This window comes from Dokdonia pacifica, from assembly GCF_900188275.1.
GTDB classification, from domain to species: Bacteria; Bacteroidota; Bacteroidia; order Flavobacteriales; family Flavobacteriaceae; genus Dokdonia; species Dokdonia pacifica.
Genome location: NZ_FZNY01000003.1, coordinates 379,909 through 396,489, shown reverse-complemented (window position 1 = coordinate 396,489; position 16,581 = coordinate 379,909). Strand labels below are relative to the sequence as shown.

Annotated in this window: 14 protein-coding genes; 5 read left to right on the top strand and 9 right to left on the bottom strand. The window is 34.3% G+C overall.

Annotated elements, in window-relative coordinates; genetic code table 11:
- Positions 1-278: 278 nt before the first annotated feature.
- The 4 genes from CHB80_RS11925 to CHB80_RS11910 form a co-directional block, all read right to left on the bottom strand.
- The gene (locus tag CHB80_RS11925; protein WP_089371695.1) at positions 279-989 is read right to left on the bottom strand and encodes a class I SAM-dependent methyltransferase; all 711 of its coding nucleotides are present in this window, start codon (positions 987-989) and stop codon (positions 279-281) included.
- 60 nt (positions 990-1,049) lie between these two features.
- Positions 1,050-1,694 (bottom strand): hypothetical protein, encoded by a 645-nt coding sequence (locus tag CHB80_RS11920; RefSeq protein WP_089371694.1) that lies wholly within the window; start codon positions 1,692-1,694, stop codon positions 1,050-1,052.
- A gap of 169 nt (positions 1,695-1,863) precedes the next feature.
- Positions 1,864-2,412, bottom strand: a complete 549-nt coding sequence (locus CHB80_RS11915) for a Crp/Fnr family transcriptional regulator (protein ID WP_089371693.1) — start codon at positions 2,410-2,412, stop codon at positions 1,864-1,866.
- Between the two features lie 15 nt (positions 2,413-2,427).
- Complete coding sequence (locus tag CHB80_RS11910) at positions 2,428-2,811, bottom strand: acyl-CoA thioesterase (protein ID WP_089371820.1); 384 nt, start codon at positions 2,809-2,811, stop codon at positions 2,428-2,430.
- Positions 2,812-3,054: 243 nt separating this feature from the next.
- Here CHB80_RS11910 and CHB80_RS11905 point away from each other — a divergent pair, with 243 nt between their 5' ends.
- The 4 genes from CHB80_RS11905 (at position 3,055) to CHB80_RS11890 (ending at position 6,896) form a co-directional block, all read left to right on the top strand.
- Positions 3,055-4,797, top strand: coding sequence for a CocE/NonD family hydrolase (locus CHB80_RS11905; protein WP_089371692.1), 1,743 nt, complete (start codon positions 3,055-3,057; stop codon positions 4,795-4,797).
- A 241-nt stretch (positions 4,798-5,038) separates the two neighbouring features.
- On the top strand, positions 5,039-5,728 hold the full coding sequence (locus tag CHB80_RS11900) for a hypothetical protein (RefSeq protein ID WP_089371691.1): 690 nt from the start codon (positions 5,039-5,041) through the stop codon (positions 5,726-5,728).
- A gap of 71 nt (positions 5,729-5,799) precedes the next feature.
- On the top strand, positions 5,800-6,486 hold the full coding sequence (locus CHB80_RS11895) for a hypothetical protein (RefSeq protein ID WP_089371690.1): 687 nt from the start codon (positions 5,800-5,802) through the stop codon (positions 6,484-6,486).
- 116 nt (positions 6,487-6,602) lie between these two features.
- The gene (locus CHB80_RS11890; RefSeq protein ID WP_089371689.1) at positions 6,603-6,896 is read left to right on the top strand and encodes a hypothetical protein; all 294 of its coding nucleotides are present in this window, start codon (positions 6,603-6,605) and stop codon (positions 6,894-6,896) included.
- Between the two features lie 153 nt (positions 6,897-7,049).
- Here the strand turns inward: CHB80_RS11890 and CHB80_RS11885 are convergent, their stop codons facing one another.
- The 5 genes from CHB80_RS11885 to CHB80_RS11865 form a co-directional block, all read right to left on the bottom strand.
- Complete coding sequence (locus CHB80_RS11885) at positions 7,050-7,946, bottom strand: M12 family metallopeptidase (RefSeq protein WP_179218140.1); 897 nt, start codon at positions 7,944-7,946, stop codon at positions 7,050-7,052.
- Positions 7,947-8,500: 554 nt separating this feature from the next.
- Positions 8,501-9,961: a sigma 54-interacting transcriptional regulator gene (locus tag CHB80_RS11880; RefSeq protein WP_089371687.1), complete on the bottom strand. Its 1,461-nt coding sequence runs from the start codon at positions 9,959-9,961 to the stop codon at positions 8,501-8,503.
- A gap of 382 nt (positions 9,962-10,343) precedes the next feature.
- Positions 10,344-11,465, bottom strand: coding sequence for a vWA domain-containing protein (locus CHB80_RS11875; protein ID WP_089371686.1), 1,122 nt, complete (start codon positions 11,463-11,465; stop codon positions 10,344-10,346).
- A 326-nt stretch (positions 11,466-11,791) separates the two neighbouring features.
- On the bottom strand, positions 11,792-12,283 hold the full coding sequence (locus CHB80_RS11870; protein ID WP_371874967.1) for a fasciclin domain-containing protein: 492 nt from the start codon (positions 12,281-12,283) through the stop codon (positions 11,792-11,794).
- Between the two features lie 356 nt (positions 12,284-12,639).
- Positions 12,640-13,071, bottom strand: coding sequence for a hypothetical protein (locus CHB80_RS11865; RefSeq protein ID WP_089371684.1), 432 nt, complete (start codon positions 13,069-13,071; stop codon positions 12,640-12,642).
- A gap of 262 nt (positions 13,072-13,333) precedes the next feature.
- Between CHB80_RS11865 and CHB80_RS11860 the strand changes: the two genes are divergently transcribed.
- The gene (locus tag CHB80_RS11860; protein ID WP_089371683.1) at positions 13,334-16,549 is read left to right on the top strand and encodes a WD40/YVTN/BNR-like repeat-containing protein; all 3,216 of its coding nucleotides are present in this window, start codon (positions 13,334-13,336) and stop codon (positions 16,547-16,549) included.
- Positions 16,550-16,581 lie beyond the last annotated feature (32 nt).

Below are 16,581 nucleotides of genomic sequence, written 5' to 3'. Positions count from 1 at the left end.
TTTCTATTATAGATCCATTTTAATGATGCCCTCTTTATTTATCGTAAAGTATTAAAGAAATAGAATAAAGAATTATTCTTTCTATATTCTTTTTTTCATTGATAAAAAAAGAAACAAAAAAATCTAGGTAGACGAAACCTTGTCTAAATTTATTACTCAATCTCTAAATTTTAGAAACTCGCTATGCTCAAACAGTCCAAAATTTCACGAGATATTCGCTTCAAATTTTACGACAATCTTTCGATAAACCACTTTAAAATATAAGGTTAAAAAATAGATTACTTTTTTATAGCTCTTATATGCATAAATGCAGGAAACTCATTGAGTTCTTTAAAATGTTTCGGATCTAAGGCTTCAAATGCTGCTACAGGTTTAGGCTCTAATAAGGTATCCAGCATAAATCCATTATTGAGCAACGGATTGATACAGTCTTGTAACGACCTTCTGTAGCTATGTATTTTTACAGGCATTCCAAAACCATTCCAAGTACAAGAGACTGGCTCTACATCAAAATACTCCTTAGATTTAAAATAAGTATATTCAAAAAATGGATGTTCTATAGATAATACTAATTGTCCATTGGGTTTTAAAACTCTATAAAACTCTTGAAGTGTATGATTCCAATCTTCTAGATAGTGCATTGCGAGCGCACAAAGCACCGTATCAAAAGAATCATTTTCCAACATTGATAAAGGCTGTTCCAGATCGTGAACAAAAAATCTTCCTTTACTTGGATTCCGTTCTTTAGCATGATATATCATTTGCTCACTTATATCCATTCCAACGACCTCAGCACCTTGATCAATAAGGATTTCTGCATACTTACCAGGACCACAAGCTGCATCTAGTATGTTCTTCCCCTTTACGTTACCAAGTAATGCCAACGTATTAGGGCGATCATAATACGCATTATGAGGTTTATGATCAATCAGATTACTATAAGCGGTTGCCAATTGCTCATAGGCTTGTTTTATTTTTTCTTTACTCATCTGTTCTCTTCAAGTGTGTGTTGACAAAATGATTTCTATATTCTAAAAAAATAATATTGTTTATGTAGCATCAGGTTTTGTTCTCATAACAAAAAAACCTGCACATAGTATCCAGGCAGCAATGCTAAATGTCACGATCCTAAAACCTGTTAAACTCGTAAAAACAAATCCTGTTAATGCTCCTATACTCACAAAGATGCCAAAAATAATTCCAAAGTATCCTAACCATTTAGGAATAGTATGGGTCATCAAAATACTTATAGAGTATAAGACTATGGCTAAACAGCATCCTACAATAAAGATATAATCTAAAGGAGTATTTAAAGCAAAACTATAATTGAGTATCGGACCGAGCACTTCCCTATTCTCCTCTAATCGATGGGCGTAGTCTCCTAAGAAATAAGGAACCGTTAATCCATTAACTAAAGCAGCAAACATCGCTGCAATTAATCCAAAGATGAGGATCAAAAAAGCGAGCACCGCTATTTTTCGAGTATCCATTAGTTTATGCGTGAGTCCATAAAAACCAAATGAGATAAAAGGAAGGCTAAAAATAGCTAAAGCATGCGTAATCGTAATTGTTTTAGAAATACTTAGAATACGTTCCATACTGCCACCTGAAGGATGCATCACCATGGTAACAATAACAAGAAAGGCACCTACGATAAGAGAAAACCCTGTACTTTGATATGCTTGATGTTTCATAAAATAATATGTTAGTTATAAAACATCAAATATCATAGGTTCTCCATGATCTTGCACTTGATTTGAATCAAGAACATCATTATAAATTCATTCTAGGGAAAGATTATTGAGAACCTGAAACAAGTTCAGGTTGACATTGTGATTCTAGAAAGTGATAAGAAAACTATTCTTAAGAAATCCGCTTACGTACACGGCTTAAAGTTTCTGGACTCATTTTAAGATAAGAAGCCAGCATTTTTTGTGGAAATTTTTGAATCAACGCAGGTTGTTGTTCAAGGATATATTGATATTTTTCATCAGGTGTATATTGCTCATCAAAAAAACGAACTCTCGATATTGCTTTTTCCATAATGGTACCCATTTGTAAAAAGGTTTGCGACTGAGCAATTAATGCATGAATAGCATTTATAGTCAATACCTGTATGGTACTATCTTCATAAGCTTGTATACAATAGGTAGAAGGTTTGCGACCTGTAAAGCTTTGATGATTGATAATCCAATCATTAGATGCATTGAGATCTATAATTTGTTCTTGATTATCAGTATCTACACGATATTGATAGATCGCTCCCTTTTCTAAAAAACAAACCTGAGAGCATACAGCACCCACTTCTAAGAGTACTTCTCCCTTTTTTAAATCGCGAACGACAATAGCTGCTTTTAAAAGCTGTAACTCTTCTTCTGAATATCTTTCTGTTTTTCGTAAAGTAGAAATCATACTAATACCCTATACTCATTTAATTTTTACAGGCTGCTTGTTCTCATCTATCGCCACAAAGGTAAATTCTCCAGACACAGCTTTCTCTCTAGAAGTTGTATACATCTCTTCCACAAATATATCTACCCGTATTTTAAGGCTTGTATTCCCTAAATACGATACTTTTCCTACCAACTCTACAATCGTTCCCGCAGGAATTGGTTTTTTAAAATCAATACGATCACTACTCACTGTTACCATTTGTTGTCTACTAAAACGTGTGGCTGTAATAAACGCCGTTTCATCCATAAGTTGCATCGCTGTGCCTCCAAATAGTGTGTGATAATGATTGGTAGTATTGGGAAATACAGCTTTAAAAATAGTAGTTTTAGAAGCCTCTATACGTTCTTGGTGATCCATAAGCATTTATTTAAAATAGCTATACGAAGATCGGGTAAAAAAGTGAGTATCGATAACATATTTTATACGCTTTCGCGAAAGCGTATAATACCCTATATACACTTCACAACCAACCCTATTAAAAATCGTTGTTGTGTTTAAAAAATGAATTCTTCAATTCCCTAAAGCTGTGTCAAAAAAGATGTAAATTCGATAAAAATACAAACAACTATTTAGTAAGAACTTAAACGTACCTCAGCCAATATGAAACAATTCCTTATCGTTAGCATACTCCTAATTTTCAGTAATATATCAGTCAATGCACAGGAAATTGATATACAACTCTATCAGAAGGTTCCGATGAGAGATGGTATTGAACTATCTGCAAACATTTATTTACCAGATGGAGACAAAACATCTTATCCTGTTATTCTTATATATACTCCTTATGTGAATGATGAGGCGGTTGAAAGAGGGATGTATTTTGCCAAAGAAGGATATGTTTTTATAACGCTTGACTTGCGAGGTAGAGGGAACTCAGAAGGAATATACAGACCTTTTGAAAAAGATGGTATTGATGGTTATGATGCTATCCAATGGATCAGTAAACAGCCATGGTGCAATGGAAACATTGGTATGATGGGTGGCTCTTACAGAGGGATGGTACAATGGATGACATTAAAGAATAAACCAAAAGCATTAAAAACAATTGTTCCTACAGCTTCTGTAGGTCCTGGTATTGACTTCCCAAAGGCTGGTGGGATATTTAGTAATTATTCATTACAGTGGTTAAATTTTACAGGAGGAAACAGTCGAAATGATAAACTCTTTGGCAATGGTTCTTTTTGGTACAACAAAGCCTCTAAAAAGTATAAGGAATTTATTCCATTTAAAGATTGGGATACCTTAGCGTTTAATGAACGAAACCCTGTCTTCCAAACGTGGATTTCACATCCAGATTTTGATAGCTACTGGCAAAATTTTTACCCCACATCACAAGACTATCAAGCATTTGATATTCCTATTCTTACCATAACGGGTTATTTTGATGCAGACCAACCAGGTGCAATGACCTATTATGAACAGCATATGAAATATGGAAACTCTAATGGTAAATCAAATCATTACATCATTCTAGGGCCTTGGTCACACGGAGGTACTCGTAACCCTGAAACAAAATTAGGCGGACTTACTTTCGGAGATAATTCTAAATTGGATATGAAAAAACTTCATCTAGATTGGTTTAACTGGACCCTTAAAAATGAAGAGAAACCTGAATTTTTACAAGACCGTGTCTCTTATTATATGATGGATCAAAATGAATGGAATTATACCAATGCATTAGAAAACATCTCTAATAATACACTTACCTATTATTTATCGAGTCCGCAATCTGATGCAAAATTATTGATCAATCCAGGGCGTTTGTCTACGCAAAAACCATCTATTACTGATGTAGATAGTTTTACTAATGATCCATTAGATACAGAAGAGTATCCATCCTATGAAGGAGAAGATTATTATATGGCACCTATACCTATGGAAGAAAAAGGTAGTATCCTTTATGTATCAGATGCATTAACAGAGGCTACTGCTATTGCTGGAAGGTTTGAAGTGGGTTTACAGCTATCTATGAATGTTCCTGACGCAGATATGCAAGTGGCTTTGTATACAGTAAATCAAGTAGGAGAAACCAAATATATTGGCGCTGATATGATCAGATTACGTTATAGAGAGGGACTATCACAGCCTAAGCCTGTACAACCAGGTGAGCCATTTTTCTGTACATTTGACACCCCATATATAACTGCATTAACAGCCGAAAAAGGAAGTCGATTTATTTTAACTATTGCAGGAATCAATTCTATGTATCTTCAAAAAAATTATAGCTCTGGAAAAGAGGTGTCTTCAGAGACTAAAGAAGATGCTAAAAAAGCAATTATCAATGTACACCACTCTCAGGAAAAGCCAAGTTATATAAAGATTCCTGTAGATTCAAAGAAATAGTTAGTAATTAATATAATAGATTAAAAAAAGGTTCATTACGACCTCTCCATTATACGCTTTCGCGAAAGCGTATAAAAATTATATATGTTATGAGTATTGCCCATTCAAGAATGACAGAAAAGTATAGTTGTATATTGAGATTAAAGACATCTCCAAATAACTTTAAGAAAACCTTAGAAAAGGTTCTGAATAATCTTCCATATGAGTCAATATGAGCATTTAAAACTAAAACTTAAAAACTATGCAAAAGGAGGAAAAATTTGATCTTAAATCTGAACTATTAAATAATCATTTGGAAACCATATACCCTACATATCTTTCCTTCAAAAAACTAGTAAATGATTATAATCTTAAATTAGATACAGATCATGAAATTTACACTGATACTTTATATGATTCACTCTATGATATTACTTTAAATGAATGGAGAAAAGTCTATCATAAATTTGTTCTAGATCCGATAAAAGAAGAAATAACTGAAGTATTTAAAAAAGCCCTAAAAATAGATTATAAATTAAAAAAACCTTCAAAATTTAAAGAAAAAATATACTGTGTTCATTATTATATACTACAATACTTTTCAATAGGTATATTACCTTATCATGAACATGATTATTTCCCTGATTTAGGTTTAAAAACTACTGATTCTGGGAATTTAAACCTCCTACTTTATAAACTATTTAATGAATTATGGTATGAATTAAAAATAGACACTTTAATTGATGACGATCTATTTGACGACCGAACAGAATTCTATGATTTAGAAGTAAAATTCTTAAGTGAGTTTTTATCTAAATGTTGGAAGGAAGCAAAATCTTTCACAAATAGTAAAGCTATAGGAATTCTTGTAGAGTCTACTGCTGTCGGAGAAACATATAGTTTAGATGAAAATAAAGTACTAAAAGATTATGATAACAATCCAATTTATTAATTAAATTGTAAAGTACTTTACACAACTACTCATCGTTGATAGTATTATCAACAATTAAAAGAAAAAAGAAAATGAGAATCGCAAAACTTTGTATCATTTTATTAATATTTAACTCATGTACATCACAGGAGAATGATCATTCTAAACTAGAAGATGTGTATGCTGAATTAATTGAGGTTTGGAAAACTAAAAATGATAAAACCCTTAAAGATTTTTGCTATAAGCTTATCGCAGATGAAACAACACAAAATTATATGGAAAAAAATAATTTGTGTTATCGAGGGTTTCCATGTGAAATGAAAAATAAAGAAGTTCCTTTGGAAGAAATAACCGAAAATTTATTTAATGCAATTTATCCTAGCCTGAAACAAGTTAGGAATAAATTAAGCCATGATGGAATTCTTGAAAATTTAACTCATGTTGACACAACTAATTACGACTTTGCTTCTCAAGTAGTCGTGATTATCAATCAAAAAGAAGCAGATGCGTTAATAAATCAATATCAAAAAAAGCTATCTATTAATGAATACAATGAAATTTTAGCTAAAAGTAATTCTTTACAAAAGCCTATAGAAGAGTTATTAATAAAAACCGATAGTAATTTTGAATACGAAAGTTATAAGATAAGAATGACCTATGGCATGCTCTTTAAGTCAAATGACAAGACTTATGCATATCAAATTGGTGAAATGACTAATATCAATAATAAATGGTATTTATTTTCAACACCTAGAGAAGAATATAATTTGATAGATTGAGGCTAATCGATATAAGTAATAATAGCTTTAATTATAAAATGAAAGTATAAACATCCAAATCTCCCACTAACACCGATTTCTTTCTGACCATTTTTTATTTCATTAAATAACTAAACATGCTTGACTTTTATATAGCATCAGATTCAAAAGAAAAACCCAAACCAGATATGCTAAATACACTTGAGTATGCTGGTGGTTTAGAATTTGAAATGTTTGAACGTTTGGTGAGAAAAGAAATTATTGATTCAAGGTTTGACTTCTATTCAGATTTTAGATGGGGAAGTAAAATGATAAAACAAATTGACATGAAGATAAGAGAATATAATGATGATTCGGATGTAGTCTATTTGAAAAAGATTTTAGATAAAGCACAAAATCTTAAAGCTGGACTTATAGCATACGGAGATTAAATACTTCTTATAGTAACTGTACAAGTATTACTATACTAAAGTATTAAGAATAAACCCTATCCAATAAAACAAACTCCTATTTTAAAAATTCTTCAATCCATAAAAAAAGCGACTGTTTATAGAACAGCCGCTTTCTCATATAAGGGTGAATTTTTAATTATACATGGCATTCATAGCAGCTATATCACCACTAGATAAATTAGATCGTTGTGAAACCCATGTAGACCCATCTAACTTGGTCATTGTTGGTATAGACGTATCATATACCCATTCTGAAGAATATCCAGATGAAGGGTATAGCATGATCGAACCAAAATCAAATACACCATCTCCTACACAATTTCCTGTACAAGGCTCAAACTGATATGTCGGTGAACCTGGTCTAATATTATTCCAATTAATAATAATGTATTGCTCAGCGTCTGGTCTTTTTTGTTCATGCTCCAACCCTACAGCATGTCCTATTTCATGAATCATACTCCCAGTGTCAAAATATCTACTATCTAAACTTATGACTTGTCTTCCTCCTGCACGACCAATACTAGTGCTATAAGCATAACCATCTCTGTTACTTTGAACCTGAATATAATCACCATTATAGTTATTATTCACTTCAATGAATGTAAAATTTAGATCATTTTCCCAAGCATTCATGGCTCCTTGCCAATAATTCTTTGTAGCATTATTAGGTTTGTTTCGTCCTCTTGCATACGAATAATAAACAATTCGATTTGTCCAAGTTAGACCATTATAAGTACCTCTATTATCTATAGGCTCTCCCGGTAAGCTAAATTGATTTCTATTAAGAATGATATCACCATCATACAAATAACGCTCTTCATCTATCTGAAATAAAGTAACAGATTTACCATTATAAAATGCTTTGATTGACTCGCCAATTGTTTCAATATGCCTAGGGGATCCAATGGTTACTTCTAAATCCAGACCTTCTTCCGTAAGAATCTCATTATCAGAATCACAACTCATAAAAAGTACTCCAGCACTAAAAATAGCACTTAACATTAATTTGGTTAGTTTAATTTTTTTCATAAATAAAATATTTTGATTAGTAATAAAATATAACTGCCTCTTTATGTTAAGCAGTATATCCCTTTCCATAGAGAAAGTTTTCACTTCTACTCTATGTATATGTATAAGCAATTGAAATAGTTACAAATACATACTTCTCAAATGTAACTTATAGGATTATTCTTACAAATAAGAGGCAGCACGTAATTTACTATGCTTTTATACGTAGTAACACGTATAATCAAGTCAATTCAGTATCGTATTTATGTTTTTGCTAGATTTTTAAGATACACTAGCCACAGTTTTGAGAATACGATCTTATAAAGATGTAAATCACCAAAAAAGCCAGAATCAAAGATTCTGGCTTTTTTGGTGATTTATGAAATGAAGGATTACGACAACCCAGAAATATAACTCCCATACAGGTAGCTCATTAAAGCACATTCCATTAGATAATAAATATTTACTCAATCTCTTATACTTAGAAAGGCGAGACGGAAAGTTCTGTATTCTTTGTCAGAAAAAAATGTACAAAGAATACAGAATAACCACCATAATTCTACTACCAAGAAACGTTACGACAACCCAGAAATATAGCTCCCATACAGGTCATTAAAGCGCATTCCATTTGAGAGTTCATATTTACTTAATTTCTTAAACTCTACTAGTGCCCATAAGACAAATTCTTTCACAAAATAGAAATCGGCTGCTTCGGTGTCTGGTTGGTATTTTTTAATCAAATCAGTAAGTGGTGTGATACTATCTAGTTTTTCTTTGTACTCCTTTTCAGAAAGATCATCTTCTAGTACAAAACCACTTTGTTCAAAAAACCAAGACAATACCTCTTCATATGGATCCTCATCTGTTTCTTTAGTGAGTTTTTCTATTTTCGGAAAATAGGTTAGAAATAGGTTTTTAGTTGCATCACCTATCAATTCTTTTGCAACAAATGCAGCTCCCTCCTGCTCTCCTTCATACACCAATTCAACTTTACCAGTAATTGCAGGAATAATGCCCATCAAATCTCCAAAACGTATGGTGGTTTCTGTCTCAGCTCTTATAAGCATACGACGCTCTGCAGTACTCATTAGATTTTCAAAAGCCGTGATACTCATACGCGCACTAATACCACTTTTCTCATCAATAAACTCACTATCACGAGCAGAAAAACTAATCTCTTCTAATAAATCTTTTACCAAATCTGGTACGTGTACCTTATTTTTCTGACGCTCATCCAGACGTGCTTCCTGTTCAGTGATAGCTCTTGCTGTAGCCACATCTTCAGGATAATGCGTTAAGATTTGCGAACCAATACGATCTTTCAATGGGGTTACAATACTACCTCTATTGGTATAATCTTCGGGGTTTGCTGTAAAGACAAACTGCATATCTAGCGGTAAGCGTAATTTAAAACCACGTATTTGAATATCTCCTTCCTGTAAAATATTAAATAAGGCTACCTGAATACGTGCTTGCAAATCCGGTAACTCATTAATTACGAAAATACTACGATTTGCTCGCGGGATCATCCCATAATGAATCACACGATCATCGGCATAACTCAATTTTAAATTGGCTGCCTTAATCGGATCTACATCCCCAACAATATCAGCGACAGTTACATCTGGTGTTGCCAATTTCTCTGCAAATCGCTCTGAACGGTGAATCCATTCAATAGGTGTTTCATCTCCTTTTTCAGCAATCAGTTCTGTGGCATAGCGTGAAATAGGTTGTAACGGATCATCATTAATCTCAGAGCCAGCTACAATAGGCATCCATTCATCTAGTAAATTTACCATCTGTCTCGCCAAACGTGTTTTCGCTTGCCCACGAAGCCCCAATAAATTGATATTATGACGCGATAAGATTGCTCGTTCTAATTCTGGGATCACCGTATTTTCATATCCATGAATTCCTGTAAACGTAGGCTCCTTCTTTTGCAGTTTTTCAATTAAATGTTCGCGAAGCTCTTCCTTAATACTTCTTGATGTCCAGTTGGATGCTTTTAATGCTCCTAATGTTGTTATGTCTTTCATACTTTCTTTTCATTCCCGTGAAGACGGGAATCTCATTATTTTATCTCTAAGTCGGTCATTTCGATACTATTTTCTTTCTGCCTTTCGGCGAAATCAAATCACTCAATGTCCTTTGCTTTATCTTTCCTTTTATTCCCTCTCTGTCCTTTGGACACCTCTCCCTCTGGGAGAGAAAAGAATTTGATAGACATTTTCATTCAACTTTCGTTTTTCTATTTTCTATATTCATTCCCTCTTTGGGGGTTAGGGGGCATTCTACTTTATTCGTTTCATAATCCAATAGAGTTGGAAACGGAAAGTTTAAAAAATGAATCAAAAAAATGTATCCATTTTTTAAAACAACCACCCTAATATTAGGTATCTACTTTCGTTTTTCTATTTTCTATTTTATCCTCTTCTTACGATTCGTTTCATAATCCTGAAAAATCATCTCCCCTAATCCTTTTAGACCTGTGTAGAAAGCTTTCCCTTGGTTGGCTTCTGTAAACGCATCTACAAATTGCTGTAAATAAGAATCACTAGCGATCATAAAAGTAGTAATAGGAACATGTAATTTTCGAGCTTGACGTGCCATAGAATAGCATTTCTTTACGATATGCTGATCCAATCCATTGGGGTTTTTATAATACCTCCCATCTTTAAGACGTAAACAACTTGGTTTCCCATCGGTGATCATAAAAATTTGCTTATTGGTATTACGCTTACGACGTAAAATATCCATTGCAAGTTCCAAACCTGCCACCGTATTGGTATGATATGGTCCCACTTGTAAATACGGTAAATCCTTAATTTTAATTGGCCAAGCGTCATTACCAAACACAATAATATCCAGCGTATCTTTTGGATAACGTGTCGTAATCAATTGTGCTAACGCCATGGCAACTTTCTTAGCCGGTGTGATTCGATCTTCCCCATACAGAATCATACTATGAGATATATCAATCATTAGTACCGTACTCATCTGTGCTTTAAAATGTGTCTCTTCTACGACGAGGTCATTTTCGCGTAAGCTAAAATCTCCTACGCCATTATTGATTTGCGCATTACGCAAACTCTCGGTCATTGAGATGCGTTCTAATGGGTCTCCAAAACGATAGGAGCGATAGTCACCTGTATGTTCATCACCACGCCCGCTCATTTTAGAACGATGATTTCCTTGTGCACTTTTCTTTAACTTCCCAAAAATCTGATCCAGGGCACGCTGGCGTATAGCCCTTTCTGTCTTCTCCGTGATTGCACCACCTTTGGTTCCATCAGGACGTACCTCTTCACGTATATACCCTTTATCCTTTAACTCTTGAACAAAATCATCAAGGGTATACTCATCATTAGTCAGTTTGTATTCTTGATCTAATTGCTTTAACCAATCCATTGCCTCATCAAAATCACCTGAAGTATGTGTAATGAGTTCCTGAAAAATATCTAATAATTTTTCAAAAAGAGATTGGCTGGGTGCTTCATAGGTTTTAAATACAAACCCTTTACGTATCTGTTCTTTTTTCATGCAGTATAAAAATACGATTAATTGTGAAAATTACGCTTTCGCGAAAGCGTACTTAACATCGCTTTAAGAGTAAAATAATATTTTGTATAAACTAAAAAATAATAAAACAGAATACCTTTTGCCCGCCCCTAAAGGGTGAGGTATTCTAAAAATCTATTTATGTAAAGATTTTTTGCTCCCTTCAGGGCGGGGAAAACAAAAATTACGCTTTCGCGAAAGCGTACTTAACATCGCTTTATGATTCTTAGGGTATGTCTGTATAATAAGAGAGAAATTACAAAAAAATGCCTCCAAACGGAGGCATTCAAAACTACATTCAGAGTTACTTATGATTTTGGCATAAGTACACTTTCGATGGCGTGTATTACTCCGTTGGAAGCATCTACATCTGTCATAATAATTACTGACTGACCACCTTTTGCATCTTTAATTACGACATTATTACCCTTCATCTTTAACGTTATCTTCTCTCCTTTCACTGTATTTAAAGAAAATTTTCCGCCATTATCTTTTATTGCTTTTACAACATCTGCCGCTTTATACTCTCCAGCAACCACATGATACATTAAAATATCTGTTAGTGCATCTTTATTTTTTGGTTTAAGTAAAGAAGTAACTGTTCCCTCTGGTAATTTATCAAAAGCCGTATTGGTAGGAGCAAATACAGTAAATTCATTTTTTCCTGATAATACCTCTACAAGACCTGCTGTTTTTATAGCGGTAACTAATGTGCTAAAATTATCATTCCCCGCTGCAATTTCTACAATCGTTTTATCTTGATAAGTAATTACTTCCTTTTCTGTAAATGATAAAAACATTATAGATATACAAATGATGGCTACTAGAACTTTTTTCATGATAGTTTGGTTTTAATTATGTTTAAAGATATTTTAAAAAAGGTAAACAAAGTATTAAAGCTTCGTTAATTTATTTCGTTAGCCTATGAATAATAGGCTATCCATTTATATAAGTTTCTTTCCGATTAGTATTCTTAAAGGGTTAAAAAAATAGCAATCTCTATGATATTCAGTACTTGTTTGATGCTATGAGAATTAAGTTAGCAAAAGAAATTACATAAAGGAAATTCAGTAAGGTTTCCGTGATACTATTTAAATACCATCTAGCAATTAATTATATATTTTTGGTAGTACCTGAAGTTTTATTCAGTCGTTTCTTATCCCTCACCTGGCGGGACAATTACAAAAGCCCATTCTGCTTCATCAGGGACTCCATATTTATCTAAAAATTCTCCACCAAGCCCAAGTATCTGAGATTTTTTATCTTCAACTTCAAGACCATATTCATCTCCAAACATAAACTTTACTCCAATGTCAAAGCGTAAGGTGTCAGTATCTTTCATATGAATCACCTTAAATTGATTTGGTTTTATTTTCAAATCTTTAGTTATGCTAACATCTTTCAAGGTTTCATTATAAATAAATACTTTATATGACTTTCCTGCTTTTTCGTATTTAGCAGGGATGATAAATAACTCATCACCCTTTTTTATAAATTCATTTCCATTTTCGTCAATAAATCTATTCTCTTTTTTACAACTAAGAACTATAAATAGTACAACACTCAAACTTGCGAAAATCTTTCTCATTTATATGTTTCTCTTGTTTACTTCTATCTAAAGTAGATAATTAATTCCTTATTACAATCACTTTTAAGAAAGAGAATATATATGCTTTCGCGAAAGCGTATAAAATAACATTGAAAGTAAATGAACTTAACAAGCCTTTAAGATTTTGAACTTTCACATTTCCTTAACTTAGTCGATTCAAATACATAATGATCTCTTAACAACTTTGATAGACCATCACTGCACTGTTTAGAATGACAACCTTATTTTTTAATTCAACCAAATGAAACACTTTTACTCACTCCTTTTATTGTGCTTTTGTACCATCGCAAGCGCACAAAAACTTGACATGTCTATTCTTCAAGACATGGAACCTCGTAATATTGGTCCTGGCGGTATGTCTGGTCGTGTTACAGCAATAGATGTAGTTACAGATAATCCAGATGTTATGTACGTAGGTACTGCTTCTGGAGGGTTATGGAAGTCTACTTCTGGAGGTATTAAATGGGATCCAGTTTTTGATAATGAATTAACAGCTTCTATTGGAGCAGTTGCGATCCAACAATCTAACCCAAGTGTAATTTGGGTAGGTACTGGAGAAGGAAATCCACGTAACTCTCTCAATGGAGGATATGGTGTATATAAGTCTTTAGACGGCGGGAAATCATGGCAATCTATGGGGCTTGAAAAAACAAGACATATCCATCGTGTGATTATAGATCCTACCAACCCTGATGTGGTCTATGTAGGTGCTATCGGATCCCCATGGGGCGAACATCCAGAGCGCGGTGTTTTTAAAACTACCGATGGAGGAAAAACATGGAATAAAATCTTATTTGCCAATAATAAAACGGGGGTTGCCGATATGGTAATGGACCCAACCAATCCAAATAAACTCATCGTTGCAATGTGGGAACACAAACGTGATCCTTGGTTTTTTAAATCTGGAGGAGAAGGTTCTGGATTACATATGACGCATGATGGCGGAAAGACTTGGAAAAAGCTATCAGATAAAGATGGACTTCCAAAAGGAGAGTTAGGACGTATTGGTATTTCTATTGCGCCCAATAAACCTAATGTGGTATATGCACTAATTGAAGCAAAAAAGAATGCATTATACCGCTCTGAAGATGGAGGTTTTAACTGGAAAAAAGTAAATGATAAAAGTGATATCGGAAATAGACCTTTTTACTATTCAGATATTCACGTAGATCCCGATAATGAAAATAGAATCTTTTCGGTATTTACCTATGTAAATGTATCTGAAGATGGTGGAAAGAATTTCTCACAACTCATGGGAGCTTATGGTGTAGATAATGGAGTTCACCCAGATCACCACGCATGGTGGATTCATCCAGATAACGGTCAGTTTATGATTGACGGAAATGATGGAGGAATGAACATCACAAAAGATGGTGGGAAAACATGGCGCTTTATAGGAAACTTACCTGTGGCACAGTTTTATCATATTAGTGTAGATAATGAGTTTCCATATAATGTATACGGAGGAATGCAGGATAACGGAAGCTGGAGAGGTCCTGCTTATGTTTGGAAAGCACAAGGAATTCGTAATAGCTACTGGCAAGAGATTTCGTTTGGTGATGGATTTGATGTAGTACCAGATAAAGATGATAGCCGTTACGGTTGGAGTATGAGTCAGCAAGGGTTTGTAAGTCGTTATGATTGGAAAACTGGAAATAACTATGGAGTAAAACCTACCCATCCAGATCCTGATGTATTTTTACGTTTTAACTGGAACTCGGCTATTAATATTGACCCATTTGATAATAGTACCATATACTTTGGAAGTCAGTTTGTACACAAATCGACAGATAAAGGATTGACTTGGAAGGTGATTTCGCCAGACTTAACAACCAACGACCCTGAAAAGCAAAAGCAATCGGAATCTGGAGGATTATCTATGGATGCAACAGGGGCTGAAAATCACACCACTATTCTAGTCATTGAGCCATCACCTTTAGAGCGCAATATGTTCTGGGTAGGAACCGATGATGGTCGTGTACACTATACCACCGATGGTGGAAATAACTACACAGAAGTTACCAAAAACATTAAAGGATTACCCGAGGGTAGCTGGATTGTACAAATCAAAGCGAGTAATAAAAAGCAAGGAGAAGCATTATTAGTAGCAAATGATTACCGTCGTTTCAATTATACACCGTATGCGTATCGTACACGTAACTACGGAAAAACTTGGGAGCGTATTGTAGATAGCAATGATGTACAGAGTTACACCCTTTCTATTATTGAAGATATTGAAGAGCCTAACTTGATGTTTTTAGGAACCGATGATGGACTTTATATCTCATTAGATGCTGGGTCAAGCTGGGAAAAATGGACCAAAGGATTCCCTACGACTTCGGTAAAAGATTTAGTGATTCAGCCAAGAGAGCATGACTTAGTGATTGGAACATTTGGACGTGCGGCATGGGTACTAGATGATATCAGACCACTACGTGCTATTGCAAAGGATAAGAATACGCTTTCGCGAAAGCTACAACTCTTTGATCCTCCTACAGCATACCAAGCAGCCTATCAACAACCTACAGGAAGTCGCTTTGGTGGTGATGCCCTTTACAATGCAGAAAACAGAGGTCGTGGTGCACATATCTCTTATTATGTAACCAAAGTGAAGAAAGAAGCGTCTAAAGAGAAAGACAAGGAAAAAGAGGAGGATGAAGATGAAACTTCTGATGACTCGGAGGTGAAGAAAGTAACTTGGGATTCTATCCATTTAAAAATATATGATGGAGAGAGACAAATACGTCACTTAAAATGGAAAACCCCAGATAGTACAGGTATTCATAAAACAAGATGGTTTATGAATGAAGCTGGTGGGGATAGACCATCACGTACTATCCGTAAACGTAAAAGTGAACCAGGAGGTGTTTCTGTAAAACCAGGTACCTATCGTTTAGAAATGACTTACGGAGACCAGACAAGTACCTCATCTATTACGGTGGAGTCTGATCCTAGATTAGATGTTCCTCAAAAAGCGATTAATGATGAGTATACCTCTGGAAAAACATTAGAAGGACTCACGCAAACAGCTGCAGATGCTGTAAAACAATTGGTTGAGAGTAAAACCATTGCGCAAGATTATAAGAAAATGCTGAAAAAGCTTGATAAAGACGATGCGCATAAAGAAGATCTGAAAGAGATTGGAAAAATGGTAAAACGTATAGATGAAGTCATTGCGTTATACTTAGGTAAAGAAGATAAACGTCAAGGAATTACACGTAATCCTGAAATGACAGTAATGCGTCGTATTGGTCTTGCTCGTGGTTATGCGGGTAGTCGTCCCAACGGACTCACAGCTACAGAAAACTTGTTGATCCAACAAGCAAAAGATCAGTTGCAAGAAGCATTAGAAACCACAAACACTTTCTTTACAGATGAGTGGACACCGTTCCAAACAAAATTAGAAGGACTGGATGTAAAGCCTTTTAAAGAAATAAAGAGCTTTAAAATGGATTAAGAATATATACAGCCCCTCTCAAAAAAGAGGGG